General features: G+C 74.9%; 21 protein-coding genes. 13 read left to right on the top strand and 8 right to left on the bottom strand.

What is annotated here, in order from left to right; genetic code table 11:
• Positions 1-378: Clp protease N-terminal domain-containing protein (locus tag ACLIYP_RS14465; protein ID WP_412713536.1), on the bottom strand; the 378-nt coding region annotated here is incomplete at its 3' end.
• Positions 379-974: 596 nt separating this feature from the next.
• Between ACLIYP_RS14465 and ACLIYP_RS14470 the strand changes: the two genes are divergently transcribed.
• Entirely contained in the window at positions 975-2,252 is a 1,278-nt protein-coding gene (locus ACLIYP_RS14470; RefSeq protein WP_412713537.1) for a right-handed parallel beta-helix repeat-containing protein, read from the top strand.
• Positions 2,253-2,397: 145 nt separating this feature from the next.
• Here the strand turns inward: ACLIYP_RS14470 and ACLIYP_RS14475 are convergent, their stop codons facing one another.
• Positions 2,398-3,684, bottom strand: coding sequence for a cellulase family glycosylhydrolase (locus ACLIYP_RS14475; RefSeq protein ID WP_412713538.1), 1,287 nt, complete (start codon positions 3,682-3,684; stop codon positions 2,398-2,400).
• A 512-nt stretch (positions 3,685-4,196) separates the two neighbouring features.
• Between ACLIYP_RS14475 and mgrA the strand changes: the two genes are divergently transcribed.
• Together mgrA and ACLIYP_RS14485 are read left to right on the top strand one after the other, a co-directional pair.
• On the top strand, positions 4,197-5,189 hold the full coding sequence (gene mgrA / locus ACLIYP_RS14480) for an L-glyceraldehyde 3-phosphate reductase (protein ID WP_412713539.1): 993 nt from the start codon (positions 4,197-4,199) through the stop codon (positions 5,187-5,189).
• Between the two features lie 81 nt (positions 5,190-5,270).
• Positions 5,271-6,026, top strand: a complete 756-nt coding sequence (locus ACLIYP_RS14485; RefSeq protein WP_412713540.1) for a ThuA domain-containing protein — start codon at positions 5,271-5,273, stop codon at positions 6,024-6,026.
• A gap of 74 nt (positions 6,027-6,100) precedes the next feature.
• Here ACLIYP_RS14485 and ACLIYP_RS14490 read toward each other — a convergent pair whose 3' ends face one another.
• Entirely contained in the window at positions 6,101-8,161 is a 2,061-nt protein-coding gene (locus ACLIYP_RS14490) for an N-6 DNA methylase (RefSeq protein WP_412713541.1), read from the bottom strand.
• 306 nt (positions 8,162-8,467) lie between these two features.
• Here ACLIYP_RS14490 and ACLIYP_RS14495 point away from each other — a divergent pair, with 306 nt between their 5' ends.
• Together ACLIYP_RS14495 and ACLIYP_RS14500 are read left to right on the top strand one after the other, a co-directional pair.
• Positions 8,468-8,962 (top strand): hypothetical protein, encoded by a 495-nt coding sequence (locus ACLIYP_RS14495; RefSeq protein WP_412713542.1) that lies wholly within the window; start codon positions 8,468-8,470, stop codon positions 8,960-8,962.
• Positions 8,963-9,106: 144 nt separating this feature from the next.
• Positions 9,107-10,291, top strand: a complete 1,185-nt coding sequence (locus tag ACLIYP_RS14500) for a dienelactone hydrolase family protein (RefSeq protein WP_412713543.1) — start codon at positions 9,107-9,109, stop codon at positions 10,289-10,291.
• A gap of 4 nt (positions 10,292-10,295) precedes the next feature.
• Here ACLIYP_RS14500 and ACLIYP_RS14505 read toward each other — a convergent pair whose 3' ends face one another.
• The 3 genes from ACLIYP_RS14505 to ACLIYP_RS14515 all read right to left on the bottom strand — a co-directional run bounded on the left by ACLIYP_RS14505 (position 10,296) and on the right by ACLIYP_RS14515 (position 12,410).
• Entirely contained in the window at positions 10,296-10,538 is a 243-nt protein-coding gene (locus tag ACLIYP_RS14505; protein ID WP_412713544.1) for a hypothetical protein, read from the bottom strand.
• Positions 10,539-10,699: 161 nt separating this feature from the next.
• Positions 10,700-10,969: a hypothetical protein gene (locus tag ACLIYP_RS14510; RefSeq protein WP_412713564.1), complete on the bottom strand. Its 270-nt coding sequence runs from the start codon at positions 10,967-10,969 to the stop codon at positions 10,700-10,702.
• Between the two features lie 346 nt (positions 10,970-11,315).
• Positions 11,316-12,410 carry a calcium/sodium antiporter gene (locus ACLIYP_RS14515; RefSeq protein WP_412713545.1) on the bottom strand — a complete coding sequence of 365 codons (1,095 nt, stop codon included), beginning with the start codon at positions 12,408-12,410 and terminating at the stop codon, positions 11,316-11,318.
• A gap of 315 nt (positions 12,411-12,725) precedes the next feature.
• On the opposite strand from ACLIYP_RS14515, the gene ACLIYP_RS14520 reads away from it, so the two are divergent.
• From ACLIYP_RS14520 to ACLIYP_RS14535, 4 genes are all read left to right on the top strand, one after another.
• The gene (locus tag ACLIYP_RS14520) at positions 12,726-13,697 is read left to right on the top strand and encodes an ABC transporter ATP-binding protein (protein WP_412713546.1); all 972 of its coding nucleotides are present in this window, start codon (positions 12,726-12,728) and stop codon (positions 13,695-13,697) included.
• Positions 13,694-14,545 carry an ABC transporter permease gene (locus ACLIYP_RS14525; RefSeq protein ID WP_412713547.1) on the top strand — a complete coding sequence of 284 codons (852 nt, stop codon included), beginning with the start codon at positions 13,694-13,696 and terminating at the stop codon, positions 14,543-14,545. The genes ACLIYP_RS14520 and ACLIYP_RS14525 overlap by 4 nt, the downstream gene beginning before the upstream one ends.
• A gap of 242 nt (positions 14,546-14,787) precedes the next feature.
• Positions 14,788-15,384, top strand: a complete 597-nt coding sequence (locus ACLIYP_RS14530; RefSeq protein ID WP_412713548.1) for a dihydrofolate reductase family protein — start codon at positions 14,788-14,790, stop codon at positions 15,382-15,384.
• 213 nt (positions 15,385-15,597) lie between these two features.
• Positions 15,598-15,846: a WhiB family transcriptional regulator gene (locus tag ACLIYP_RS14535; RefSeq protein ID WP_412713549.1), complete on the top strand. Its 249-nt coding sequence runs from the start codon at positions 15,598-15,600 to the stop codon at positions 15,844-15,846.
• Between the two features lie 81 nt (positions 15,847-15,927).
• Here the strand turns inward: ACLIYP_RS14535 and ACLIYP_RS14540 are convergent, their stop codons facing one another.
• Positions 15,928-16,113 carry a hypothetical protein gene (locus ACLIYP_RS14540; protein ID WP_412713550.1) on the bottom strand — a complete coding sequence of 62 codons (186 nt, stop codon included), beginning with the start codon at positions 16,111-16,113 and terminating at the stop codon, positions 15,928-15,930.
• Between the two features lie 336 nt (positions 16,114-16,449).
• Complete coding sequence (locus ACLIYP_RS14545) at positions 16,450-16,767, bottom strand: trypco2 family protein (RefSeq protein ID WP_412713551.1); 318 nt, start codon at positions 16,765-16,767, stop codon at positions 16,450-16,452.
• Between the two features lie 79 nt (positions 16,768-16,846).
• Here ACLIYP_RS14545 and ACLIYP_RS14550 point away from each other — a divergent pair, with 79 nt between their 5' ends.
• The 4 genes from ACLIYP_RS14550 to ACLIYP_RS14565 are packed head-to-tail and all read left to right on the top strand — an operon-like array spanning position 16,847 to position 23,701.
• Positions 16,847-18,628 (top strand): trypsin-like peptidase domain-containing protein, encoded by a 1,782-nt coding sequence (locus tag ACLIYP_RS14550; protein ID WP_412713552.1) that lies wholly within the window; start codon positions 16,847-16,849, stop codon positions 18,626-18,628.
• Positions 18,625-21,075 (top strand): serine/threonine-protein kinase, encoded by a 2,451-nt coding sequence (locus ACLIYP_RS14555; protein WP_412713553.1) that lies wholly within the window; start codon positions 18,625-18,627, stop codon positions 21,073-21,075. Before ACLIYP_RS14550 ends, ACLIYP_RS14555 begins: the two co-directional genes overlap by 4 nt.
• Entirely contained in the window at positions 21,072-22,721 is a 1,650-nt protein-coding gene (locus ACLIYP_RS14560) for a VWA domain-containing protein (RefSeq protein ID WP_412713554.1), read from the top strand. The genes ACLIYP_RS14555 and ACLIYP_RS14560 overlap by 4 nt, the downstream gene beginning before the upstream one ends.
• Positions 22,718-23,701 carry a hypothetical protein gene (locus ACLIYP_RS14565; RefSeq protein WP_412713555.1) on the top strand — a complete coding sequence of 328 codons (984 nt, stop codon included), beginning with the start codon at positions 22,718-22,720 and terminating at the stop codon, positions 23,699-23,701. The genes ACLIYP_RS14560 and ACLIYP_RS14565 overlap by 4 nt, the downstream gene beginning before the upstream one ends.
• Positions 23,702-23,714 lie beyond the last annotated feature (13 nt).

Raw genomic sequence — 23,714 nt, forward strand, 5'->3', positions numbered from 1 at the left:
GCGGGCGCCCGCGCGGGCCGCCAGCAGGGCGCGTTCGGCCGCGGGTGTCAGGGAGGGCCCGGCGCTGCCGCCGCCCCTGGCGAGGACCGGGAGCAGGTCGGAGGCGAGCCGGTCCGGATCCGCTCCGGCGTCCGCCAGAACACGGCGCGAGGGACCCACCCGGGCGGCGGCCCACAGCAGGTGGCCGGTGTCCAGCTCACCGCCGTCTGCGGCCGCCCGCCCGGCGGCCAGTGACAGCAGCTCCCGGGCGGACTCGTCCGGGAGCGCGCCGGCGGACACCGGACGGTCGGCCGGGCGGGGGGCCCGGGGGCCGGTGCCGAGGAGGCGGTTGAGCGGTTCGGCGAACGGCTCCCGCGGTCCGAACACGGGCATCGGCATGGGGATCACCTGGGCGGTGCCGGGGGTGGGGGCAGAGGTCGGGGCCGGGCGGCGCGGGTCCGGCCACCGACAAGTCTGGTCCGGGGCGGAGGGATCCGCGACTCGGCGCGAGGCCACCGGGCTCCCGCCGCGCGCCGGCTTCCCGGCGCGGGCGCTTTCCGTGCCGGTTCACCGCATATGCGGTGAACCGGTGGATGAACCGGCGCGAGAACGCGCCTCCTCCGGACCCCCTTATCCGCCCGCTATTCGGTACAGGCGTTCCGGAAATGCGGGATCTTCGGGCGGGGCCGAGGAGAGCCGGGAAAGAAGCCCAGCTCAGAGGCGGCCTGTCGGGAGCTTCGATGGCGCGTTCCGGAAAAGGCCGCGATGCAGCCTTTTCCGGAAGCGACCGCACGCCTCTTGACCCCCTGAATGAAACGTTGCAATACTGATGGACTTAGAAAGCGCTTACTGCACTTTTCTCGCGAATTCCCCGTCCCGGTGCCGTGTCGTGCCGCCCCCGGACGGATGCCCCGGGCCGGGCCCACCGCCTCCGGCCCGGCGCGAGCGGCCCCGTGCCGTGTGCGGTGAGTGTCCCCCCACGGAAGGAGTCCACGATGAGAAGCGGAGCCGTACCCTCCGCCAGGAGGCGCAGACTCGCCGCGGTCGCGGCCGGCGCCCTGACGGCGGCCATGCTGGCGACGGTGGCCACCACGGTCGGGGCGGTGGAGCCCCGGCCCGGGGCCGGCCGTTCCGGACAGGCGGCCCAGGAGGCCCGGACGGCGCAGGAGGGCGGGGCCGCGCGGGAGTCCCGGAGCGCCCAGGCGGCGCCGGCCGCCGCGGCCGCCTGCGGCGAGGGCTCGTACCAGGCCGAGGCGGTGCGCAGCGGAGACACCTGGACCGCGCGCCGGGGCGGCAGCACCGTCTACACCGGCGGCAGCATGCGCGACGCGATGCAGGCCGCGATAGGCAGCCTGACGCCGAACCGCTCCTCCAAGGAGCGTGTGGTGGTACGGGGTTCGGGCTCGATCAGCGCCGGGACCAGGGTGTCGCTGCCGAGCAACACCGCGATCGACGTGTGCGGCACCATCGACGTCACCGGCTCGGGCTCCGGCGACCAGGCGCCGATCTACTCCCGCGGCGCGACGAACGTCGAGGTCGGGCATCTGACCGTCACCGGCCGCCCGCTGTACGGCATCTTCATGCGCAACGTCACCAACGTGGTGCTCGGCCAGATCGACATGCGGGTCTCCGGCGGCCTGGGCATCCGGATCGACAACCACGGCGATCGCTCGGTGCGCTCGCGCAACATCCGCATCGACAACGTCTACGTCTCGGGCACGAGCAACCACGGTGTGGAGACCTACGGGGTGGACGGACTGACGATCGGAACGGTGACCGCCCGCAACGTCGGCTACTCCGGCCTGCTGCTCAACGACACGATCAACGCCACGGTGGGCAGGGTCGACGCCGACAACACCGCCACCGGCACCGGTTACGCGGCGTTCCGGATGGCCAACCGCAACGGCCGGGTCGGCAGCAGCTACCCGACCAACATCCGCGTCGGCGAGGTCATCGCCCGCGGCGGCGGGCGCGGGGTCTTCTGCGTCTCCGAGAGCGGCGGCGCCGTCATCGACCGGGTGACGCTGACCAACACCGGCAACAACGCCATCCTGATCGAGAACTGCTACAACGTGACCATCGCCTCCCAGGGCGGCACGGTCAGCGGCGGCGGGGAGGTCAGGCTGGCGGCCCGCAGCGAGTTCCCGGGCAACCGGGACATCACCCTGCAGAACCTGACGCTGAGCAACACCTCGCTCAGGGAGAGCCCCTGCGGCACGAACATCACCTACCGCAACCTCACCCTCAACAACACCAGCAGGAACACCTGCTGAGAGCGGACGAGCACGCAGAGAACCGCACGGCGTCCTCCCGCCCCGCTTCCGGGGCGGGAGGACGCCGTTTGCGTGCGGGCCGTCACCCGCCGGTCGTCAGCCGTCAGCCGTCAGCCGTCAGCCGTCAGCCGTCAGCCGTCGGCCGTCAGCCGTCGGCCGCGCTGCCGCGCACGACGCAGGAGCGGTTGTCCTCCCAGCCCCAGCCGTCGCCGTCGGGGTCGGAGGCGCTGCCGTTCACGCAGTACGGGTAGCCGTTGGGGGCCGTGCCGCCGGAGTCGCCGCCGTCGGCCGCGCTGCCGCGCACCACGCAGGAGCGGTTGTCCTCCCAGCCCCAGCCGTCGCCGTCGGGGTCGGAGGCGCTGCCGTTCACGCAGTACGGGTAGCCGTTCGGCGCGGTACCTCCGGAACCGCCCCCGGAACCGCCGCCGTAGACGGTCGCCTCCCGGGAGGTGGCGGAGATGCCGTTGGCACCGTTGAAGAAGCGCTGGCCCCAACTGGTCAGGGAGTTCGGGTCGAAGCCGTTGACCATGTCCAGGTACTCGACGCCGCTGCCGTTGCCGCTCCAGGACCAGCCCAGGTAGCCCACCCGCAGCGACTGCGCGGTCGCCATGATCGCGTTCTCGTCCGGGTCGCCGTCACCGTGGTTGTGGCCGAACTCGCCCACCACGATCGGCAGCCGGTTGCCGACGAAGTGGTTCAGGTAGGACTGGACCTTGGAAGCGGTGTTGTAGACCCCGTACATGTGGACGGAGAAGATCGTGTTGCGCCTGGGGTCGGAGTTGAACACCGTCGAGGCGTTGTTCCGCATGGTGTTCGACCAGTCCTGGCCCCAGTTGGGGGCGTCGACCATCAGCGCGTGGTCGAAACCGGCGTTCCGCAGCTTCTGGATGGCGGCGACGGTGTCGGAGGTCCAGCGGTCGTAGCCGTTGTTGCCGAACGGCTCGTTGCCGATGTTGACGACGACGTGGTTCTCCTGGCCCTCCAGCACGCTCTTGATACCGATCCAGTAGTCGGCCGCCCGGGAGAGCGAGGTGGCGGCGCCGTCCTCGCCGTAGCCGGTGGTGTCGTGCACCTCCAGCACGCAGATCAGCCTGTTCTGCTTGCACTGGCCGATGATCGAGGAGACCTCGGAGGCGCTGGTGCGGGTCCATCTGTCGCCGTTGGCGAGCACCACCCGGACGGTGTTGGCGCCCTTGGCCTTGATGTGGGCGATGGATCCGGTCCGGTTCGGGTACCAGGCGTGGGCGTGGTTGACGCCGCGCATCACGAACTCGTTGCCGTTCGCCTCGTACACCCGGCCGTTGCTGACGCGGATGCCCGTGGCGGCCTCGGCCTCGTCGGCCGGGCCGAACACCGGCAGCAGCACGCCGACCAGGCCGGCGAGCGCCGCGGCGACGAACGCCGGCAGTTTCCTTCTGGGTCGTCTCTCCATGTTTCTCCTTGGCAGGTACCTGCCCCAGGGGCCCCATGGGGGCGGGCCCCTGGGGACGCCCGGGCCGGTGGTCGCGGGCGGGGAGGCGGGGGCTCCCGGCGAGGGCGGAAGACCGGCGAGACAACGTTGTCAAAACCTCTGACAACGTTGTCCAACCCCATTCGGACACATCGTTCCGGATGCGGCACCGGCCTCCGCCGTTCGACGGCGAGGCCCCGCGCGGTTCGACGGGACGCCGAACGACGCCCCCATATGACGCCCCGGTTGTTCCCTACATGTCAATAGTCGCGTCATAGGTGTTCCGCCCTCCCTCCCCGGCATCCCCCCGCCGGCAGTGGGTTTTCGCCACGGATGGGCGGATGCGGTGCCGCGTGCCCGCGGTGGGCCCGCGTCCCGAGCGGCCGTCCGGCGCGGTGACGGCGCGGTGTAGCGTTGCCAGTCCCGGATCCCGGCCCCGGACCAGGAATCGCCGACCCGGCCCGCCGTCCCCGTCCACCCCGCAGAGGAGCACCGTGACCCACACCGCCGCGGACGCGCGCTACGACGCCATGCCCTACCGACGTGTCGGACGCAGCGGGCTGAAACTGCCGGCGGTCTCGCTCGGCCTGTGGCACAACTTCGGCGACGACAAGCCGCTGGACACCCAGCGGGCGATCCTGCGCCGCGCCTTCGACCTGGGCGTCACCCACTTCGACCTGGCCAACAACTACGGCCCGCCCCCCGGGGCGGCCGAGGCCAACTTCGGCCGTCACCTCGCCCGGGACTTCCGCCCCTACCGCGACGAGCTGGTGATCTCCACCAAGGCGGGCTACGACATGTGGCCGGGCCCGTACGGCGAGTGGGGATCGCGCAAGTACCTGCTGGCCAGCCTGGACCAGAGCCTGAGCCGTATGGGCCTGGAGTACGTCGACGTCTTCTACTCCCACCGCCCCGACCCCGACACGCCCATGGAGGAGACCATGGGGGCGCTGGACACCGCCGTCCGGCAGGGCAAGGCGCTCTACGTGGGCATCTCCAACTACAGCCCCGAGCAGACCCGCGAGGCCGCCCGCATCCTGGCCGGCCTCGGCACCCCGCTGCTGATCCACCAGCCCTCGTACTCGATGTTCAACCGATGGGTGGAGGACGGTCTGCTCGACGTCCTCGACGAGGTGGGCGCCGGTTCCATCGCCTTCTCCCCGCTGGCCCAGGGCCTGCTCACCGACCGCTACCTGTCCGGCATCCCCGCCGGTTCCCGGGCCGCGGGCGCCAGCCCGTTCCTGAACGCCGAGGGCATCACCGAGGAGACCCTCGCCACGGTCCGCGCGCTCGACGAGATCGCGCGGCGGCGCGGCCAGACCCTGGCGCAGACGGCCATCGCCTGGGTCCTGCGCGGCGGACGGGTGACCTCCGCGCTCGTCGGCGCCAGCAGCGTCAAGCAGCTCGAGGACAACGTCGCGGCCGCCGGCAACCTCGACTTCACCGACGACGAGCTCGCCGAGATCGAGGGCCACCTCGCCCGTTAGGCCGGGCCGCCCCGGGGGACCCGGGCTCCCGTCGGCGGCCCGGAATCCGGGCGCCGGGGGAGTCCGGGAGAGGAGCGGGGCATGGGCGTCTCCGTGACGGTGTGGACCGAGTGCGGGCCGGACGACGCGGCGGTCACCGCCGTCTACCCGGGAGGGATGCACAACGCCATCGCCGACGCGTTCGCCCCCCACGGGGAGCTGCGCGTGCGCACGGCCACCATGGACCAGGAGGACCACGGACTCGGCGGCACGGCGCTGGACGGGACCGACGTCCTGTTCTGGTGGGGCCACCAGCGGCACGGCGAGGTGGACGACGGGATCGTGGCGCGGGTGCGCGCCCGGGTGCTGGAGGGCATGGGGCTGGTCGCCCTCCACTCCAGCGCGGAGTCGAAGGTCTTCCGCGCCCTGACGGGCACCAGCGGCCGGATCTCCGGCTGGCGCCACGGCGACCGCGAGGTGGTCTGGACGGTCGACGTCACGCATCCGGTCGCCGCCGGGGTGCCCCAGCCGATGGTCATCGGCGAGCAGGAGATGTACGCCGAGCCGTTCGACGTGCCCGTCCCCGACGAGCTGGTCTTCGTCTCCTCCTTCGAGGGCGGGGAGGTCTTCCGCAGCGGGATCGCCTACCGCCGCGGGCTCGGCAGGGTCTTCTACTTCAGCCCGGGTCACGAGGAGTACCCGGTCTACCGCCGCGAGGACGTGCGCACCGTCCTGGCCAACGCGGCCTTCTGGGCGGCCGGTCGGCCGGGGCCGGGCGGGAGCACCGCCCCCGCCCGGGCGAAGGCGCCGGTGCCCTGGACGTCGCAGCCGCGCGAGAGGGGCTGGTACGAGCGGTGACGGGCGGGACGGGCCCGGCGCCCGATCCTGGCACCCGCCCCGGCCCCGCCCGACCGGCCGCCCCGGCGTCCGGCTCAGCGTCCGGCCGACAGCCGGCCCGTCGCCAGCCCGTCGCTGATGTCGCGCGCCAGGCGCGAGGCCAGCCCGTCCAGGCGCCCGCGGAACTCCTCGAACTCGGTCAGCCGCCGGAACACCTCGCTGTAGCGCGACTGCTCGGCCAGTGGGAGCTGGAGGACCTGGAGCCGGCGCACGTCCACCCGCGAGGCGCTGGAGGCGTGGGTGCCCGCCTGGCGGCCGTTGGAGGGGGCGCGAAGACAGCCCGCGAGGAACCAGGCGTCCATCTTCTCCGGGTCCACGCGCAGCGCGTAGAGCTGGGCGCCGAGCGCCGTGGGCGGACCGTGGTGCACCCAGGCGGCGAAGGCGCGGATCACCCCGGCCACCACCACGTCACCGGGCATGGCCACCAGCACCCCGCGGTCGGAGACGTCCGAGGGGTGCAGCCAGCCCGCCGGCCCGCCGCCCTGGAGCAGGTCCGGCACGGTCAGCAGGGGCAGGCCGCCCTCACCGGGCTCGCCGCCGCGGACCGTCCCGTCCGGCGGCTGCTGGCCGCCGCGCAGGGTCAGCGCCCCGGCCCGGGCCAGGTCGCCCACGGTCGTCTTCGGCTGTCCGGCCCCGCCGTTCCCGGCAGGTTCCAGGGCGGACAGCGCCCGCCCGGCGGCGCGCAGTCCGGCCAGTGCCTCCCCGAAGCCGCTCCAGGCGTCCTCCAGATCGAGTTCCTCGCCGGCCTGGGCGGGGGAGACATGGCGCCCGGGGGTGAGGTCGACCTCGTCGTCCAGCAGCTCGATGACCGCCATGCGCCGCGCACAGTCCGGCAGTTCGGCCGCCCCGCTGCCGTAGGCGGCCACCGCGGTCCGCACGAAGTCGCCCAGCGCGTCCCAGTCCACCCCGCCCTCGCGTGCGGCCGCCGCCCGCAGGGAGGCCGCCGCGTCGGCGAGCAGGACCCCGTTGTCCTCGGCGGGCCCGGTGCTCCCGGGGGCGCGCAGCAGCCACAGGTGCAGCGACACGCTGTGCGGCTGCGCGCAGCCCGGGGGCAGGGCGATGACGGCCCGCAGCAGCCCGGCGCGCAGCAGCGCGCCGCGGATCCTGCGGCCGGCCCGGCGGGAGGCGACGGCGGGCGGCAGCAGCAGCACGGCGGTGCCGCCCGGCCGCAGCCGGGCCAGGGCGTGCTGCACCCAGGCGAGCTCCGACTCGGTGCGCGGCGGCAGGCCGTGCACCCAGCGGCGGTCGGTGGACAGCTCCTCGTAGCCCCAGTCGCGTTCGTTGAAGGGCGGGTTGCACAGGACGACGTCCGCGGCGGCGCGCTCGTGCGGGTCGGCGCGCAGGGAGTCGCCCTCCCGCACGTCCGCCGTCACCGGCGCCACGCCCGTACCGGTCCTTCCGGCCCCGCCCGCCTCGTCGACGACGAACGCCAGCCGTGCGGCGGCCAGTGCGGCGAGGGCCGGATCGCTGTCGCAGCCCAGCAGGGTGATCCGGGCCGCCCCCGCGCGCGTCCGCGCACGTGCGGCGGCATCCAGCAGATGGCCGGCGCCGCAGGCCGGGTCGAGCACGGTCGTCCCGCCGTCCGCGGACGGGGCCGGGTGGGCCGCCAGGGCGACCTGGGCCATCAGGTCCGCCAGGGGGCGGGGGCTGGCGCTGACCTGGCGTACGTGGGCGTCCAGCCAGCGCTGCAGCAGGAACTCGAAGACCTCCCGCGCTCCCTCGCGCCGTCCCAGTGCCACGGCCTCGTCGACCAGTTCCCGGGCCTGCTCGGACAGGGGCGGAACGGACGCGGGGGCCTCGCCGTCGCGCATCCGCCGTCCGGCCTCGGCGATGGCCAGCCCCGTCTCGTCCCGGCTGCCGAGGGCCTCGAAGCCGGGCCAGAGCAGCTCGCGCCCCCCGATCTCCTTGAGCTTGTCGTTCTCCCGCAGCCACCGCTCGATCTCGGCGAGGGAGAACTGGGGGCTGGCGTCGGTGCCGCCGATCCGGGCGGGGAAGGAGTCGTGCCGGCGCCGCCAGTTGCTGACGGCCGCCCGCCCCACCCCGGCGATCCGCGCGATCTCCGCGAGGGTGACCGGCACTGCGCGTGTTGAAGGCATCGAGATCTCCGAAGTCGGGTCGGGTCGAGTCGGGCCGGGTCGTCGCAGGCGACTGTTCGAATTCAAAGCTCCGATGAGAGCGCCGGGATTCGAACAATCGGTGTCACCGGGCAGGTTACTACGGCGTTTGACACCGTTCACAGAACGATGCGCGGCGGTCCCACGGAACGGGGGCGGAGAAGGTGCCACCCCGAGGGGTGCGTCGAGGGCGGCCGGCGCGGAGCGCGGGCGTTCCTCACGGGAGCAGCCGGCGACCGGACGGGGCAGGCCGCGTAAGCCGCCGCCCGGAAACGTCAGGGTCGGCCAATGCCCTTACGAAGAAGACCACGCACTCCGGACACCGCGGGCACCGGCACGTGTCCGGACGCACCACGCCCGCCCGGACGTGCCGCCGCACTGGCCCTGCCGCTCTGCGCCCTCGTCCTGTGCGCCTGCACCGGGCAGGGGCAGGAGCGCTCCGACGCCGGGCCCGGCACCCCGTCCGCCCCGGCAACCGCCGGTCCCACGGCGGTGAGCACGGCCGCGCCCGCCGAGGCGAAGGCACTGGCCGAGCGCTACCGCGGCTCCGGCGGCGACGAGGACGTCCACGCCGTCGAGCGCGAGCCCGGCCCGGAGGGCGTGGCCCTGCTGGTGGTCCGCAGCCGCGCCACGGAATCGGACGCCGAGAGGTTCGACCGGCTGAAGGACTCGCTCGTCTTCTTCCTGGTGCAGGTGGAGGGCGTCTCGCTGGAACGGGGATACCTGATGGACGTCTTCGGGAGGGACGGCTCACTGCTGCACCGCCTGGACGCCCGCACCTGACGCTCCCCGTACCGGCTCCCCGCTGGGGCGGGCCCTGCCGGACCGGCGGGAGCGGGACCCTTGCCCGAGGACGCGCCCGCTCGCTAGGTTCCGCCGTGACCCGCCGCGATCCACGGCGGGGCCGCACGGCCGAGGGACGCACACATGACACACCCCGGTGGACGGGAGCCCGCCGCCCCGATCCCCGGCGCTCCGCCCCCCTCGGGATTCGAGTCCCCGGCCGTGCTGGACGGCGCTCTGCCGGTCTTCCACGAGCGCCTCAAGGACGAACTGACCTTCCCCCTGGCCTGGGGGACCTCTCCGATCCGGGACTTCCCCGCCTGGCGCGAGGCAGCCCGTGCCACGGTCGAACGGCACCTCCTCCAGCCCCCGGACGACACCCCCTTCGCCCCCGAGACCGCCGACGAGCAGCGGGCAGGGGGCTACCGCCGCCGGATCCTCCTGTTCAACGTGACGCGCCTGAGCCGGGTGCGCGCGCTGATGCTGGTGCCGGACGGAGAGGGGCCCCACCCGGCGGTGCTCCTGCTGCACGACCACGGCTCGCGGTTCGACATCGGCAAGGAGAAACTCGTACGGCCCTGGTACGACCGGGCGCGGCTGTCCTCGGCGCGCGCCTGGGCGGACAGATGCTTCGGCGGGCGCTTCGTCGGCGACGAACTCGCCCGCCGCGGCTGGGCCGTACTCGCCGTCGACGCCCCCGGCTGGGGCGACCGCTCGGGGCTGACCTACGAGAGCCAGCAGGCGCTGGCCGCCAACCTGTTCAACCTCGGCTCCTCACCGGCCGGCCTGATGGCCCGCGAGGACCAGCGCGCCGCCGCCTTCCTCGCCTCCCTACCCGAGGTGGACACCGAACGGGTCGCGGCGCTGGGCTTCTCCATGGGCGCCTACCGGGCCTGGCAGACGGCCGCCCTCTCCGACCACGTCCGAGCGGCGGTGGCCGCCTCCTGGATGACGGGCCTGAAGGAGATGATGGTCCCGGGCGACAACGCCCTGCGCGGCCAGTCCGCCTACTTCATGCTCCACCCCGGACTGGCACGCCATCTGGACCTCCCCGACGTGGCGAGCATCGCCGCACCCAAACCGCTCTACCTCACCGGCGGTTCGGAGGACCCGCTGTTCACCGCCGCCGCGGTGGAGGCGGCGTACAGCAGACTGCGCGCCGTCTGGCGCTCCCAGCACGCGGAGGACCGCCTCCACACGGAGCTCCGCCCGGGGCTCGGCCACGTCTTCGCCCCCGGTGCGCAGGACGGCGCCTTCGCCTGGCTGGACGCCTGGGCGGGGCGGCCCCGGCGGCCGGGCGGCCCCGAGCGGCGGGGCCCGGGGCGTTAGCGGATCAAGGCCGGGAGACCCCGGGCCCCACGGGGGTGCGGTGCCCCACGGCGGGCGGGGGGAGCGGGGCGATCTCCCGCTCGAAGAACTCCGTGAATTCCTCCCCGCGGTCGTAGAGCGCGTCGAAACCGGCCGACGTCTCGGCGATCAGCGCCGGATCCGTGTAGCGCCTGGCGCCCGCCGCGTCCCGGAACCGCCGCGCGTAGACCTCGTGCTTCCCCTCGACGAGTGAGAGGGCCTTTTTCACTCCCCGGAGTCGAAGGCCTCCCCGCTGGGGAAGCCGCGCTCCCTGAAGTGCTGGCCGCGCTCGAGCTTCCTCAGCCGCCGGATTCCGCTCTCGAATACGCGACGGAAGTCCTCGTGGTACTTCTTCCGGCCGAGGTCACTGATTCATCTGCCGGGAACGAGTCAAACATTGGGGATATCCGGCTTCGCCGCGATCATCATGCTCCTGGGGATAACCACCAGCCGCTCGTCGGCACCGATCGACACACCGGCCGGCAGGTTCTTTCCGAGTGAATCCGTGAGGTCCCGCCCGATGACGGCGATGTCCCCGTTGCCGAGCTCCCAGATGTCGGGGCAGTCGGCGTTGTCGGTCGTCACCCCCAACTCCTGGGGGGACTTGCCGATCCTCCTCCTGAAGTCGGTTCCGGCATCGGCTTCCCAGGGCCTGCCCACGACTGCCACCCCTCCGGCCGGATCCGGTGCCCGGCCATGCTGAACAGCTGAAACGCGGCAACTGTAGTGAGGGGAAACGGTTCGGAGAACATGCTTTCGGGCCAACTGGCGGGACACGACAGGGGAACCGCCGTGCGGCTTCGCTCGCATCCGGTGCCCCGAAGAGGAGTGGGTGCCATGAGGCGTGGAGTCGAAGTGCGCCCCGAGCGCGCTTACGGCCGGCGCGGCGGGAGTCCGGTGTCCGCGGTGGTCGCCGGTGGTGTCATGCGCCCACCGTGCCGGGCCGGCGGGCCCTACGTCATGGCGGAGGCGCGCAGAAGACCGCCGGGCCCGTAGCCGGGCCGGGCTAGCGCGGCACGATCGGTTGCCCGCCGCCGCGCCGCCGGCCGGCCTCGAAGGAGGCGAGGACGACGAGGGTGAGCGCGACGAGCGGGAGGGTGAACCACAGCATGACGGTGGTGAACCCCTCGAGCGCGTCGTGCTCGGTGGCCGCGAGTAGCACGTAGGCCGTGTAGGCGGCGTAGAGGGCCAGGAACAGCGCACCCTCCCACCGGGCGATCGCGAGCCCGGTGAACGCGACCGGCAGCAGCGCGACCGAGGTGGCGATCATGAGCGGGATGTCGAGGGCGACCGCGGCCGGCGCCACCGGAACCCCGTCCGCGGCGATCACGCCGGCCAGGCCCAGCACCACACAGATGTTGAAGATGCAGCTGCCCACGATGTTGCCCACCGCCAGGTCACGCTCTCCGCGCCGGGCCGCGATCAGTGTCGTGGCCAGCTCGGGCAGCGAGGTGCCCACCGCCACCACGGTGAGCCCGATGACCAGACTGCTCACCCCGAACCCGGTCGCGATCCCGACCGCCCCCTCCACGAGCATGCGGGCGCCGACGGCCAGCAGGCCCACGCCGACGGCCACCGCCGCGAACTGCGCCCACAGCGGCCGCTCCGCGCCCTGCCCGGCGGCCGTGCCGGAGGGCGCGGTGCCGGCCTGCCGGCGGCCCAGGACCAGGGTCAGAGCCGTGTAGCCGACGATGACGGCCAGCAACAACGCACCGTCGCCCGTGGTGACGGCGCCGTCCGCGGCCAGGACGAGCAGCAGCACGGACACCCCGACGAGGATGGGCAGGTCCAGACGCACCAGCTGGGCCCCGACGGCCAGCGGCAGCACGACCGCCGAGGCTCCGAGGATGAGGAGCACGTTGACCATGTTGCTGCCCACCACGTTGCCGACGGCGAGGTCGGGCTCGCCCTGCAGAGCCGCGTCGAGGGTGACCGCGAACTCCGGCGCCGAGGTGGCGAACGCCACCACCGTCAGGCCGATGACGAGCGGTGAGAGGCCGAGCCGTGCCGCCAGTCCGGAGGCTCCGCGGACCAGCAGCTCCCCGCCGCCGACGAGCACGACCAGTCCACCCGCCACCAGCAGAATCTCGACAGTATCCACATTCCGCAGCGTAGGCAGCAGCCGGTGGGCCGTCGCGCTGCCGACCGCCGTGCCGCCCCTGCGCCGGGCCGAACTCACCCACTCGTCGGCTGGGCGGCCCGCCTGACCGCGGCATGCGCGTACGGCCGTACCGCTCGCCGCGAGGTGCGGCCGGGCCGTTCGGTAGGCTGCCCGTCCGGGGAGGGCCCGGCAGGACCACGCCGCCGGACGGCGGTGGCGGCCACAGTGGCAGGACGCGTCCCATGACCACGGACGCCGGCACGGCCTCCGGCCCCGACCCCGAAGAGCGACCACCACAGAGACGGGGGAGAGCCGATGACGGCCGACCACGCCATACCCGGAGCCGGGGGCAGCCCGCCGCCGGAGGGCGACACGGTCATCGACGTACGGGACCTGCGGATGCGCTACCGCAGCCACGACGTGCTCAAGGGGGTGGAGTTCACGGCCCGCCGGGGCGAGGTCGTCGTGCTGCTCGGCCCGAACGGCGCGGGCAAGACGACCACGATCGAGGTCCTGGAGGGCTTCCGGATGCGCTCGGCCGGTGACGTGACCGTCCTCGGCACCGACCCGGCCCACGGGGACGAGCGGTGGCGTGCGCGCCTGGGCATCGTGCTGCAGTCCTGGCGGGACCACGGCAAGTGGCGGGTGCGGGAGCTGCTGGAGCACCTGGGCGCCTACTACGCGCCGTACTCCACCGATCTCGTCCGGCGCCCCTGGGACACAGACGAGCTCATCGCCGCCGTCGGCCTGGCCGAGCAGGCGCACAAGCGGGTCGCGACCCTGTCGGGCGGGCAGCGCAGGCGCCTCGACGTGGCCGTCGGCATCGTGGGCAGGCCCGAGCTGCTCTTCCTGGACGAGCCGACGGCCGGTCTGGACCCGGAGGCCAGGAACGAGTTCCACGGCCTGGTGCGCGGCCTCGCGGACGAGAACACCACCGTGCTGATGACCACGCACGACCTCGCCGAGGCGGAGAAGCTCGCCGACCGGATCCTCATCCTGGCCGGCGGCCGGATCGTGGCCGACGGCCCGGCCGCGGAGCTGTCCCGGCAGGCCTCGGCCGAGGCCACCGTGCGCTGGACGCGGGACGGCCGGCCCTTCGAGCAGGCGACGGCCGAGCCCACCCGGTTCGTCCGCCGGCTGTTCGAGGAGCACGGCGACGCGATCGGCGGGCTGGAGGTGCGCCGGGCGAGCCTGGAGGACACCTATCTGACGATGGTGCGGGAGCTGGAGTCGGGCGGCGCCGGCGGCGGGCAGGCTGCACACGCTTTCGGGGAGGGAGCGCGATGAACCCGGTGTGGTACGCGGCCAGGACGGGGCTGCGGCGCGGCTGGACGGAGCTCAAGCAGACCTTCACCAGCGGCCAGGACGTGTTCGGGTACGCGCTCTGGACCGTCCTGCTCATCGTGCCGCTGTTCCTGGTCGGGGACGATCCGCTGGAGGGTGCGGGCATCTCGGCGGGTGCGTTCATGCTGCCGAGCATGCTGGGCATGACGCTGGCCTTCACCGGGGTGATGACCACGGCGCAGCTCCTGGCGACCGAGCGCGAGGACGGCACGCTGCTGCGCGCCAAGGCCGTGCCCCACGGCATGGTCGGCCATCTGGTCGGCAAGGTCGTCATGGTGTCGGGCACGGCCCTGGTCTCCATGGCGCTCCCCTTCGCCGTCGGTGTGTTCATGGTCGACGGGGTCGCCCAGCGGGGCGGAGGGGCGCTGCTGACGCTGGCGTGGGTGGTGCCGCTGGGCCTCCTGGCGACCCTGCCGGCGGGCGCCGTCATCGGCTCGCTCGTCACCAGCCCGCGCACCGTCGGGCTGCTGATGCTCCCGGTGATGGGACTCGTGGTGGTCTCCGGGATCTACTTCCCCCTGACGGCGCTGCCCGACTGGCTGCAGCTCGTCGCACAGGTCTTCCCCGTCTACTGGCTCGGTCTCGGCCTCCGCGCCGCGCTGCTGCCGGGCGAGGCGGTCGCGGCCGAGATCGGCGAGTCGTGGCGGTATCTGGAGACGGCGGGCGTACTGGGCGCCTGGGCGGTCGCCGGACTGCTCCTCGCACCGCCCGTCCTGCGCAGGATGGCCCGCCGGGAGTCGGGGGCCGCGATGGCCGAGCGGCACCGCAAGGCGATGCAGCGGGTCGGCTGACGAGGCGCCGGGTACGCCGGGTCGGCGGCCCCGTCCTCCGCGCGGAGGACGGGGCCGCCGCGCGTCGCGGACGGTGTCCCGCGGACCCGGCGTGTGCGCGAACGCTCGTGGGATCCGGCGGAACGACCCCGCGGGGGCCGGGTCCGGTGAGATGATCACCGGGCCCGGCCCCCGCACCCCGGCACGCCGTCCGGCGGCCCCGGGGGCGCGCTGCGGCAGCGGACCGACGGAAGGGATCCAGCATGCGCGGACTCGTCTACCACGTCGCCACCACCCCCGACGGCTTCATCGCGGGCCCGGACGGCGCCGACCCCACCGGCCCGAACGGCTTCTGGCCCATCGCGGAGGACTACGTCCGGCACCTCGTGGCCGAGTACCCCGAGACGCTGCCCGTGCAGGCCCGGCAGGCGCTGTCCGTCACCGCGGAGGGCACGCGCTTCGACACCGTGCTCGAAGGCAGGCGCAGCTACGAGATCGGTCTTGCGGCCGGGATCACCGACGCCTACCCCCACCTGCGCCACATGGTCTTCTCCCGGAGCATGACCGAGAGCCCGGACCCGGCCGTCGAACTCGTCGCCGACGACCCGGTGGCGACCGTCCGGGAGCTCAAGCGGCAGGACGGCAAGGACATCTGGCTGATCGGCGGCGCCGAACTGGCCGGCTCCCTCTACACCGAGATCGACGTGCTGATCCTCAAGATCGCTCCGCTGACCATCGGCGACGGGATTCCGGTGTTCTCCCGCAAGGCCGCCTTCGATCCGCGTACCTGGACACTCACCGACCACACCGTCCTGGACAGCGGCGCGGTCGTCCTCACCTACACGCGCGCCGCCGGCTGACGTGCCCGGCACTCCGCCGCGGCCTGCTCCGCCCACCGTGCGCGTGACCCGGGCCGGCCCGTGACGACACGTCGGCGGGCGGACACGCCCGGTGGGTGAACCCTGGGGCGTACGTGTGCGGGAGGTGGCAGGGTGAGGGCCGGCGGGGGCTTGCCGACGCGCGTTGATCGGACGTTGACAGAACGTTGATCGGGGCCGGGCAGGCTCCTTGGCATGGCAATTGATTACTCCGGTCCGGTCGGGCAGCTGACCGGATGGTGGGAGCGCGCGCTGTGCGCGCAGATCGGCTCCGAGCCCTTCTTCCCGGAGCCGGGCAGGACACCCGTGGACGCCAAGAAGATCTGCCAGTCGTGCGAGGGGCGCGTCGAGTGCCTGGAGTACGCCCTGGCCAACGACGAGCGCTACGGGGTCTGGGGCGGGCTGTCGGAGGAGGAGCGGCGCAGACTCAGGCGCAGCGCCTGACGTCCGCGCGGAACGGGGGAGCGGGGGAAACGGGGGAGCGGGGGAGGCTCGGCGCGGTGTCCGACGCGGTGTGGGGGCGCGTCAGGCACCGCGTCGCGCGTCGCGGTAGCCGTCGGCGGCGTCCGCGTAGGGCCGCGGACGGGGAGCGAGTTCGCGGCCGACCGGCTCCGCGCCCCACGGCGGGGGCAGGGCGGTGCGGCGCAGGCGGACGCTCCGGGAGGCCGGGGCGGGGAAGACCGCCGGACGCGGCACCAGGTCGCGCAGCACCGCCCTCGCGGTACGGGGCGAGGCCGTCGGTGCGCAGGCCGCATCCCCCGGTGAAGGCGCGCTCGCCGAACCGGACCGGTTCGTCCAGGCTGCGGACCGGTCCGGCCACGCGGGCCCTCGCGATGACCCGGCCGAGGTCGCGGGTGGGGGGTGCGGAAGCACCCGCGCGTGGTGTGGAGCAGCACCTCGCCGTCCTCGGCCGGGGCGGCGGAGCGGCCGGCGGGGAAGGCCGTGCGCCGGGAGGCGGCGACCCGGCCCGGAGCGTCCCGGCCGTCGATGACCGCGAGGCGCGTCGCTGCCGCGGGGAAACCCCGGCGGGGCGCACGGCAGGCTCGATCAGTCGCCGGGCTCCCCGCCCACCAGATAGGTGCCGCCTCCGCGGCGGGGGGTCAGCTCCACCTGCACCCGGTGCGTGGTGTCCCGGCTGAGCCCGCCGCCCAGGTCGGCCGTGACGACGCCGATGCGCAGGCCGGTGCGGCCGCTGCCCTCGCGGCGGACCTGGACGGCCATCTCCAGGCACACCCTGTCCACGGCGAAGCGCAGCCCGTTGCCGGCGGCGTCGCCCTCGCGCTGCGCCGCCGCCAGATCCGCGCGGACCTGCCGGATCACATCGGCCAGACCGATGTCGCTGCCGCGGTCGTCCGAGTCCGTCATGCCCAACCCCCTTGCCGCTCTCACCGATTGACACCGAAAGACTACAGAGAGGCGCGACCCGGGCGTATGCTGCGGCCCCATGGGAGACCGCGCGGGGGACGGTGTCGCACAGGGGCCGCGGGGGATGGCGTGGCTGGTGCGCATCCGCTCGCAGGACACGCGTGCGGTCGTCGGATCGGGCGTGCTGCTCGGCGGGGACACGGTGCTGACGTGCGCCCACGTGCTGCCCGACCGCACCTCCCCGGTCGTCGTGGAGTTCCCCGAGATAGAGGGGGCGGCCGGCTCCACCGCCACCGTCGCCGACGGCTGCTGGTTCCCCCGGCGCGGTGAGGACCGCGCGGACCTGGCCCTGCTGCGGGTGCACCGCCCGCCGCCCGGCGGCCACTCCGCGCCGCTGCTGCGGGCGGCGATGCGGGACATGCGGGTGGAGATGTGCGGCTACGCCGACTCCGTGCGGCACGCCCGGGGCGCGGCGCTCGCGGCCACGGTGAGCCTGCCCTTCGGCGAGCGCGTACAGCTCAACGTCGCCCCCGAGCACCTGCCGCGGCGCGGGTTCAGCGGCGGTCCGGTGCTGGACATGCAGGACCCGCCAGGGGTGCTGGGCATCACGGTCACCGCCTCCGCGGAGTCCGGACGGCTCGCGCCGCTGACGATGGCGCACATGATCCCCGTCGAGACCGTCCTCAACTACCTGCCCCGGCTGGGCGGCTGCGTCCAGGGCCCGCCGGGCGTGGAGCCGTCCGTGGTGCGGGGCGGCCCGCCCGCGAGGCTGGACGAGCCGGACTACGCGGAGCGGCTCGCCGCCTGGCTGGCGGACAGGGACGGACGGCCCCCGGTCTACGTCACCGAGGTCCGGCCCGGCTCCGGACGCGACCGCACCCTGCGGCGCGCCCTGACCCTGGCCGACCGGGAGTTGTCGGTGGACGCGCCGGCCGCCGGCTCCACCGACCCCGAGGCCACCGTGCCCCCGGTCGGCAGCCTCGACCTGGCCGTCGACGTACGGAACGAGGCACCGGAGAAGGCGGCGGTCCGGATCGCCGAGCGCATGAACCTCAAGGAGAGCGACCCGGCGCGGGCCCTGGAGCGGCTGAGGGAGGTGCGCACGCCGCTGACCGTGGCGGTGCTGGGCGTGGACGGGTGCGCCGACCCGGCCCGGCTGCTGGAACTGTGCGGCGAGTTCGCCGAACGCGGCTGCCGGCTGCTGCTGGTCTTCCACCGGGCCGGCGCCCGGATCGACCAGCGGGCCGAGGAGGACCTGGTGCTGCGGCACCGCATGGGCGCCCTGGCCGGCCGCCTGGAGGCGCTCGACGCGCGACTGCGGGACCTGGCGCGCGCCGGCGCCCGGCTGTCGGGGGTGGACTACCCCGGCCCGGCCGTGACCCGGCTGCACATGGACCTGGCCTGGCTGCGGCACGCCCACCGCACCGGCGCCGACCTGGACCGGCGGCGGCTCTCCGGTGCGCTGGAGGGACTGCGGCACCGTACGAGCCGGGCCGAGCGGGCGGTGGAGAGCGCGTGGGAGGCGGCCGAGCGGGGGTACGGGCGGCGGGCGGAGCTGAGGGGGGAGCTGCGGGCCTACCGCCGGCTGGCCGTGCGGCACGGCCGGATCGAGGACGTCGCGCTCGACCGTGAGTACCGGGCGGCCCACGAGGCGCTGCACACCGGCCCGTTCGAGGCGGAGAGCGCGGCGCGGGCGGTGGCCGGCTACACGGGCGCGGTCCGCCGCGCGCTGGGCTGGCCGCCGGAGACCGACGGCACCGGGGCCGAGGGACCGGAGACCGGGGGCGTCCGGGCGGGAGCCCCGGAGGCGGGGGAGCGGGGCCCGGCGGGCGCCCGGGAGGCGGAGGGGGACGTACGGTGAACGGGCGCGGCACGGCGGACCGCACAGGCCACGGGGCGGGCCACGGCACCGGCCACGGAGGGCCGGCCGACGAGCGCCGCCGCCTGCTGGCCCTGCCCGCGCTGCCACCGCCCGGCGACCCGGCCGCCCTCGTCCTGACCGACCCCGTACCGCCCCTGGACGGCCGCCCCTGCGGCAAGTGCGGGAACCCGGTCGGCAGGCCCTACCGGGGCATGCCCGCCCGCCAGGAGGGCTACTGCCCGCGCTGCGGCACCCCCTACTCGCTGCGCCCCCAGCTCGGGGAGGGGGAACTGCTCGACGGCGGGCGCTACGAGGTGCGAGGCCCGCTGGCCCACGGCGGCCTGGGCTGGGTCTACCTGGCGGCCGACACCCGGCTGCGCGACCGCCCCATCGTCCTCAAGGGCGTGCTCAACCCGCACGACGACGAGGCGCGGGAGAGCATGCTGGAGGAGCGCAACCAGATGATCGCCGTCAGCCACGAGTCGATCGTCCGCATCCTCGACTACGTGCACCACCGGCCCGGCGACGGCGGGATCGACGCCGACTACATCGTGATGGAGTACGTCGGCGGCAAGTCCCTGCAGGAGGTGCTGGAGGAGACCGCGCGGGGCCTGCGCCCGCTCGGCCCCGACGAGCCCCTGACCCTGGAGCACGTCGCCCGCTACGGGTGCCAGATCCTCGACGCCCTGGCAGCCCTGCACGAACAGGGCCTGGTGCACAGCGACATGAAGCCCGCCAACGTCATCCACCGCGGCACCCGCGTGGTCCTCATCGACCTGGGCGGTGCGCGGCGGCCGGGCGGCCCCGCCCGCCGCGCTCCCGTCATCACCCCGGACTACGCGGCGCCCGAGGTGCGTTCCGGGGGCGGGCCCACCGTCGCGCACGACGTCCACACCGTCGGCCGGACCCTGGAGGAGCTGGCCGCGGCCGCGGTGGACGGCGCCCTCGGGGCGCACGGCACCGGGCTGGGCCACATCTCCTTCCACCGGCTGGTGGAGCGAGCCACCGACCCGGACCCCGCGCGCCGGTTCTCCTCCGCCGCCGAGATGTCCGGCCAACTGGAGGGCGTGCTCAGGGAGTTGCTGTCGCTGCGGACGGGGCGCCCGTACAACCGGCCCTCCGACGTCTTCGAGCCCACCCCCACCCTGCTGGACGCCGGCCTCGGCGCCGTGCCCGGACTGGAGAACTGGCGAGGCCGCCGGGCTCGGGACTACCGGCGGACCGTCACCGCGCCCGTCCTGCGCCCGGGCCGGCCCACCCCCTCCGCCGTCGCCGCCGGACTGCCCGCCCCGCTGCCGCGCCCCGACGACCCGGCGGCCGTCCAGCTGCGCATGCCCGGGCCCACGGATCCGCGGGCGGTCGTACGGCAGTTGGAGAGGCTCCTGGGCGGGGACGGCCCGGGCACGAGCGCGGAGGTCCGGCTGCGGCTGTGCCGGGCCCATCTGGCGGCGCGGGAGGAGCTGCCGCCGGAGCACACCAGGGACCGCGGCAGGGAACTGGCCGGGGCGGAACGGCGGCTGCGGGAGGCCGAGGCGGCCTCGGGGGTGGCGCCGGACGCGCGGCCCGCCCCCGACTGGCGCATCGCCTGGCACCGCGGCCTGCTCCGCCTCGCCCGGGAGGAAGTGGGGCGCGCGGAGGAGCACTTCGCCGAGGCCTACGGGGCGCTGCCGGGCGAGTACGCCCCCAAGCTGGCGCTCGGCTACTGCGCCGAGCACCGCGGCGAACCGGAGCGGGCCGAGCGCTTCTACCACGCGGTGTGGCGGCGCAACCCGCAGCAGGGCAGCGCGGCCTTCGGTCTGGCCCGGGTCCATCTGGCCCGGGGCGACCGCGAGCGCGCGGCCGAGGTGCTCGACGGCGTGGCGTCCACCTCGCGGCACTACGACGCCGCCCGGATCGCGGCGGTGCGCATCCGCGCCGCCCGGCTGGCGCCGGGGCCCGGGGACCGGTCCGGCGGCCTGCCCGACTGGCGCGGCCTGGCGGCCGTACGGGAGGAGCTGCCCGGCCTGGAGCTCGACGGCGGCGCCGACGTCGGGCCCGAACGCACCCGGCTGACCGCCGAGATCCGCGAGTGGGCGCTGGACTGGGTCCAGCGGGTCGCCGGCGGCGTACGGGAGGCCGGCGGCGCCGGTGCGGCAGGCGGCGGTGCGGGAGGCGTGTGGGAGGAGGACCGCGCGCATCTGGCGGAGCTGACCGGCGAGCTGTTCGGCGGGGGCCCGGGGGAGCCGCCCGCCGAGCGGGGGCTGCGCACACTGCTGTCGTGGTCCTTCCACGACCTCGCCCGGCTGCCCGGCAACACCCCCGAGCAGCACGAGCACCTCGAGGACTGCTCCAACGCGGTCTTCCCCCGCACCTGGTTCGTCCGGCCGGGCGGCCGCCGCGACCACCGGGCCGGCCCCCGGACGACCCCGCGGACGAACCCCCGGACGAGCAGGGAGCCGACCCGATGACCGACACCGAGCGGGAGCCCTGCGCGGGGAGGGCGGCCGGACCGGCGGCCCCCGGCCGCCCGCGCGTCGACATGTCGGTGGAGGCCGCCCACGAGCAGTACGCCCCCGGCCGGGGCGGCCCGCCCGGCGGCGGCCACGAGGTGCAGGTGATGGTGAGGCTCCGGGCGGAGGGGCTGGACGCCACCGCGCCGCGCCGCCCCCCGGAGCGCTCCGAGGTCATCGTCATCGACTGCTCGGGCTCCATGGGACACCCCTCCGTCCGCAAGATCGCCGCCGCCCGCAGAGCGGCCGCGGCGGCGATCGAGATGCTTCCGGACGGCACCCACTTCGCCCTGGTGGAGGGGACGGACACCGCCCGGGTCGTCCATCCGCGCCACGACCCGGCCTCGCCCGCCACCGTCGCCGCCTCGCCCGCCTCCCGCGCCGACGGCGCCCGTGCCGCCCGTGCGCTGGAGGCCCACGGCGGCACCCGGATCTCCTCCTGGCTGTCGCTGACCCGCAGACTGCTCACCGCGCGCCCCGGCGCCGCCTTCCGGCACGCCCTGCTGCTCACCGACGGCATGGACCAGCACGGCCGGGCCGAGGAGCTGCGGCGCGTACTGGACGACTGCGCGGGCGAGTTCGTCTGCGACGCGCTCGGCATCGGCGAGGGCTGGGACGCCGAGCAGCTCAGGGAGATCGCCGACCGGCTGCACGGGCGGGTGGAGGCGGTCGTCGACGAGCCACCGCACGCGGACCTCCCGGGCGCGGACCTCCCGGGCGCGGACCTCCCGGGCGCGGACGGTCCCGGCGCGGACGGCGAGGGGCTCGGCGAACAGCTCACCCGGCTCTTCCGCGAGCTGGTCGGAGCCTCCACGCGCAGGACGCTGGCCGGGCTCACCCTGGCCGTGCACACCGGGCCCCAGGCGTCGGTCGCCCTCTTCCGCCAGGTCAACCCGACGGTGCTGGACCTGACCGGCACCGCCGTGCGCGACGGCGGCCGGACGCTCCTGCCCACCGGGGCGTGGAGCGACGAGACCCGCTGGTACGAGCTGCGGCTGCGCGTGGACCCCGGCCACCCGTCCGTCCGCGGGGCGCGGGAGGCGCGGATCGCCTCCCTGCGGCTGGAGGCCGAGGACGCCGCGGGCGTGGTGCTGCCGCGCGAGGAGCGGATCACCGTCCGGTGGGTCGGGGAGGCGCCGCCGACCGACCTCGGCGACGCCGGGCGCCACTTCCGGCGCTACACCGAGCTGGAGGAGGCCACCCGCGCCGGCTGCGCGGCCCTGGGCCGGCACGACGTTCCCTGTGCCGAAAGGGAGTTGGGTCGCGCGGTGCGCCTGGCGTACGAGCTGAACGACGCCGCGCACCTCGACCGGCTGCGCGCGCTGGTGACCGTGGAGAACGCGGCCGTCGGCCTGGTGCGCGTCCGCGGCGCCGTCGACCCCGGCCATCTGCGGAAGCTGATCGCCAGGAGCAGCCGCACCGCGCCCCCGCCGCGAGCGGGCGGCACCGAGCCCTCGCCTCCGGGACCGTCCCGGGACGGTCCCGGAGGCGAGGGCGGCGGGCACAGCGAGAAGCCGCCCGTGCGCTGCCGCCGGTGTGCGGAGTGGGTGCGCCCTGACAGGTTCTGTGAGAGCTGCGGACACCCCCTGGGGGAGGAGCGGTGATCGGCACCAGGCGGCTGCTGGTGGCCCAGCTCGTCTCGCTGGTGGCGCTGGCCCTGCTCGCGGCGGCCGTGCTGTTCGCCGCGTACGACGACACCCACCGCCGCCCCGCCGCCGTCCGGGACCGGACCGCGCCGGCCGTGCTGGAGGTCGCCGCGGCCCGCGGCGCACTGGTCGCCGCCCACCTGGCGGCCCGCGACTACCTGGCCTCCGAACTGGTCGACGGCACCAGCACCGACGAGAGGTACCGCACCTACATGGCCGCGGCCACCCAGAGCCTGTCGCAGATAGCCGACCGGCAGGTCGCGGGGGAGGAGGGCAAGCGGGAGCTGAGCACCGTCATCGCCCTGCTCATGGTCTACCAGGAGGCCGTCGACCGGGCGATCGAGCACGCGGAGGACGAGGTGCTGAGCGAGGCGTGGAGCGCGAGCGCCGACACCATCGTCAACCGCGGGGGGACCGGCATCCTCTCCAGGCTCGACGGCATCCAGCGCGACCAGCTCCGGAGGCTGCGGGAGCAGACGGTGCTCACCGACGCCCGGCGGGATCTGTGGCGGGCGGCGGTCGCGGCCCCGCTCCTGCCGCTGCTGGCACTGGCCGTGGCGCAGTGGCAGCTCCAGCGGCGCTTCCCCCAGCGGCTGAACCCCTTCCTGCTGCTGGCCTGCGCGGTCCTGCTGGCCTCCTGGCTGCCGGTGCGGTGGGCGCAGGACACCCAGAACGGGCTGGACCAGGCCCGCCGGGAGCTGGTGGCGGTCGCCGGGCCGCAGCAGGGGACGGAGGCGCGCGGGGAGGCCCCCAGGGGGGAGCCGGAGGAGGCCAGGACCACCGTCACCGGCGCGCGCACCGAGGTCGAGGAGGTCCTGGACGCGACGTCCGGGAGCGAGCGCAGGGCGGTGCTCATACCGCTCGGGGGCGCCGCGGTCGCGCTGCTGTCCTGGGCCGGGCTGCAACGGCACCTGAGCCAGTACAGGTTCCGCTCGTGAGGAGGGCACGTGT

It is taken from the genome of Streptomyces nanhaiensis (assembly GCF_046614825.1).
Lineage (GTDB): Bacteria > Actinomycetota > Actinomycetes > Streptomycetales > Streptomycetaceae > Streptomyces > Streptomyces radiopugnans.

What these genes read in the sequence shown, in the direction of transcription:
- ACLIYP_RS14530 (WP_412713548.1), top strand. Translation starts at nt 14,788, where the DNA reads ATGCGCGGACTCGTCTACCACGTCGCCACCACCCCCGACGGCTTCATC.
- ACLIYP_RS14520 (WP_412713546.1), top strand. Translation starts at nt 12,726, where the DNA reads ATGACGGCCGACCACGCCATACCCGGAGCCGGGGGCAGCCCGCCGCCG.
- ACLIYP_RS14470 (WP_412713537.1), top strand. Translation starts at nt 975, where the DNA reads ATGAGAAGCGGAGCCGTACCCTCCGCCAGGAGGCGCAGACTCGCCGCG.
- ACLIYP_RS14560 (WP_412713554.1), top strand. Translation starts at nt 21,072, where the DNA reads ATGACCGACACCGAGCGGGAGCCCTGCGCGGGGAGGGCGGCCGGACCG.
- ACLIYP_RS14495 (WP_412713542.1), top strand. Translation starts at nt 8,468, where the DNA reads ATGCCCTTACGAAGAAGACCACGCACTCCGGACACCGCGGGCACCGGC.
- ACLIYP_RS14500 (WP_412713543.1), top strand. Translation starts at nt 9,107, where the DNA reads ATGACACACCCCGGTGGACGGGAGCCCGCCGCCCCGATCCCCGGCGCT.
- ACLIYP_RS14550 (WP_412713552.1), top strand. Translation starts at nt 16,847, where the DNA reads ATGGGAGACCGCGCGGGGGACGGTGTCGCACAGGGGCCGCGGGGGATG.
- ACLIYP_RS14485 (WP_412713540.1), top strand. Translation starts at nt 5,271, where the DNA reads ATGGGCGTCTCCGTGACGGTGTGGACCGAGTGCGGGCCGGACGACGCG.
- ACLIYP_RS14545 (WP_412713551.1), bottom strand. Translation starts at nt 16,767, where the DNA reads ATGACGGACTCGGACGACCGCGGCAGCGACATCGGTCTGGCCGATGTG.
- ACLIYP_RS14475 (WP_412713538.1), bottom strand. Translation starts at nt 3,684, where the DNA reads ATGGAGAGACGACCCAGAAGGAAACTGCCGGCGTTCGTCGCCGCGGCG.
- ACLIYP_RS14490 (WP_412713541.1), bottom strand. Translation starts at nt 8,161, where the DNA reads ATGCCTTCAACACGCGCAGTGCCGGTCACCCTCGCGGAGATCGCGCGG.
- ACLIYP_RS14525 (WP_412713547.1), top strand. Translation starts at nt 13,694, where the DNA reads ATGAACCCGGTGTGGTACGCGGCCAGGACGGGGCTGCGGCGCGGCTGG.
- ACLIYP_RS14535 (WP_412713549.1), top strand. Translation starts at nt 15,598, where the DNA reads ATGGCAATTGATTACTCCGGTCCGGTCGGGCAGCTGACCGGATGGTGG.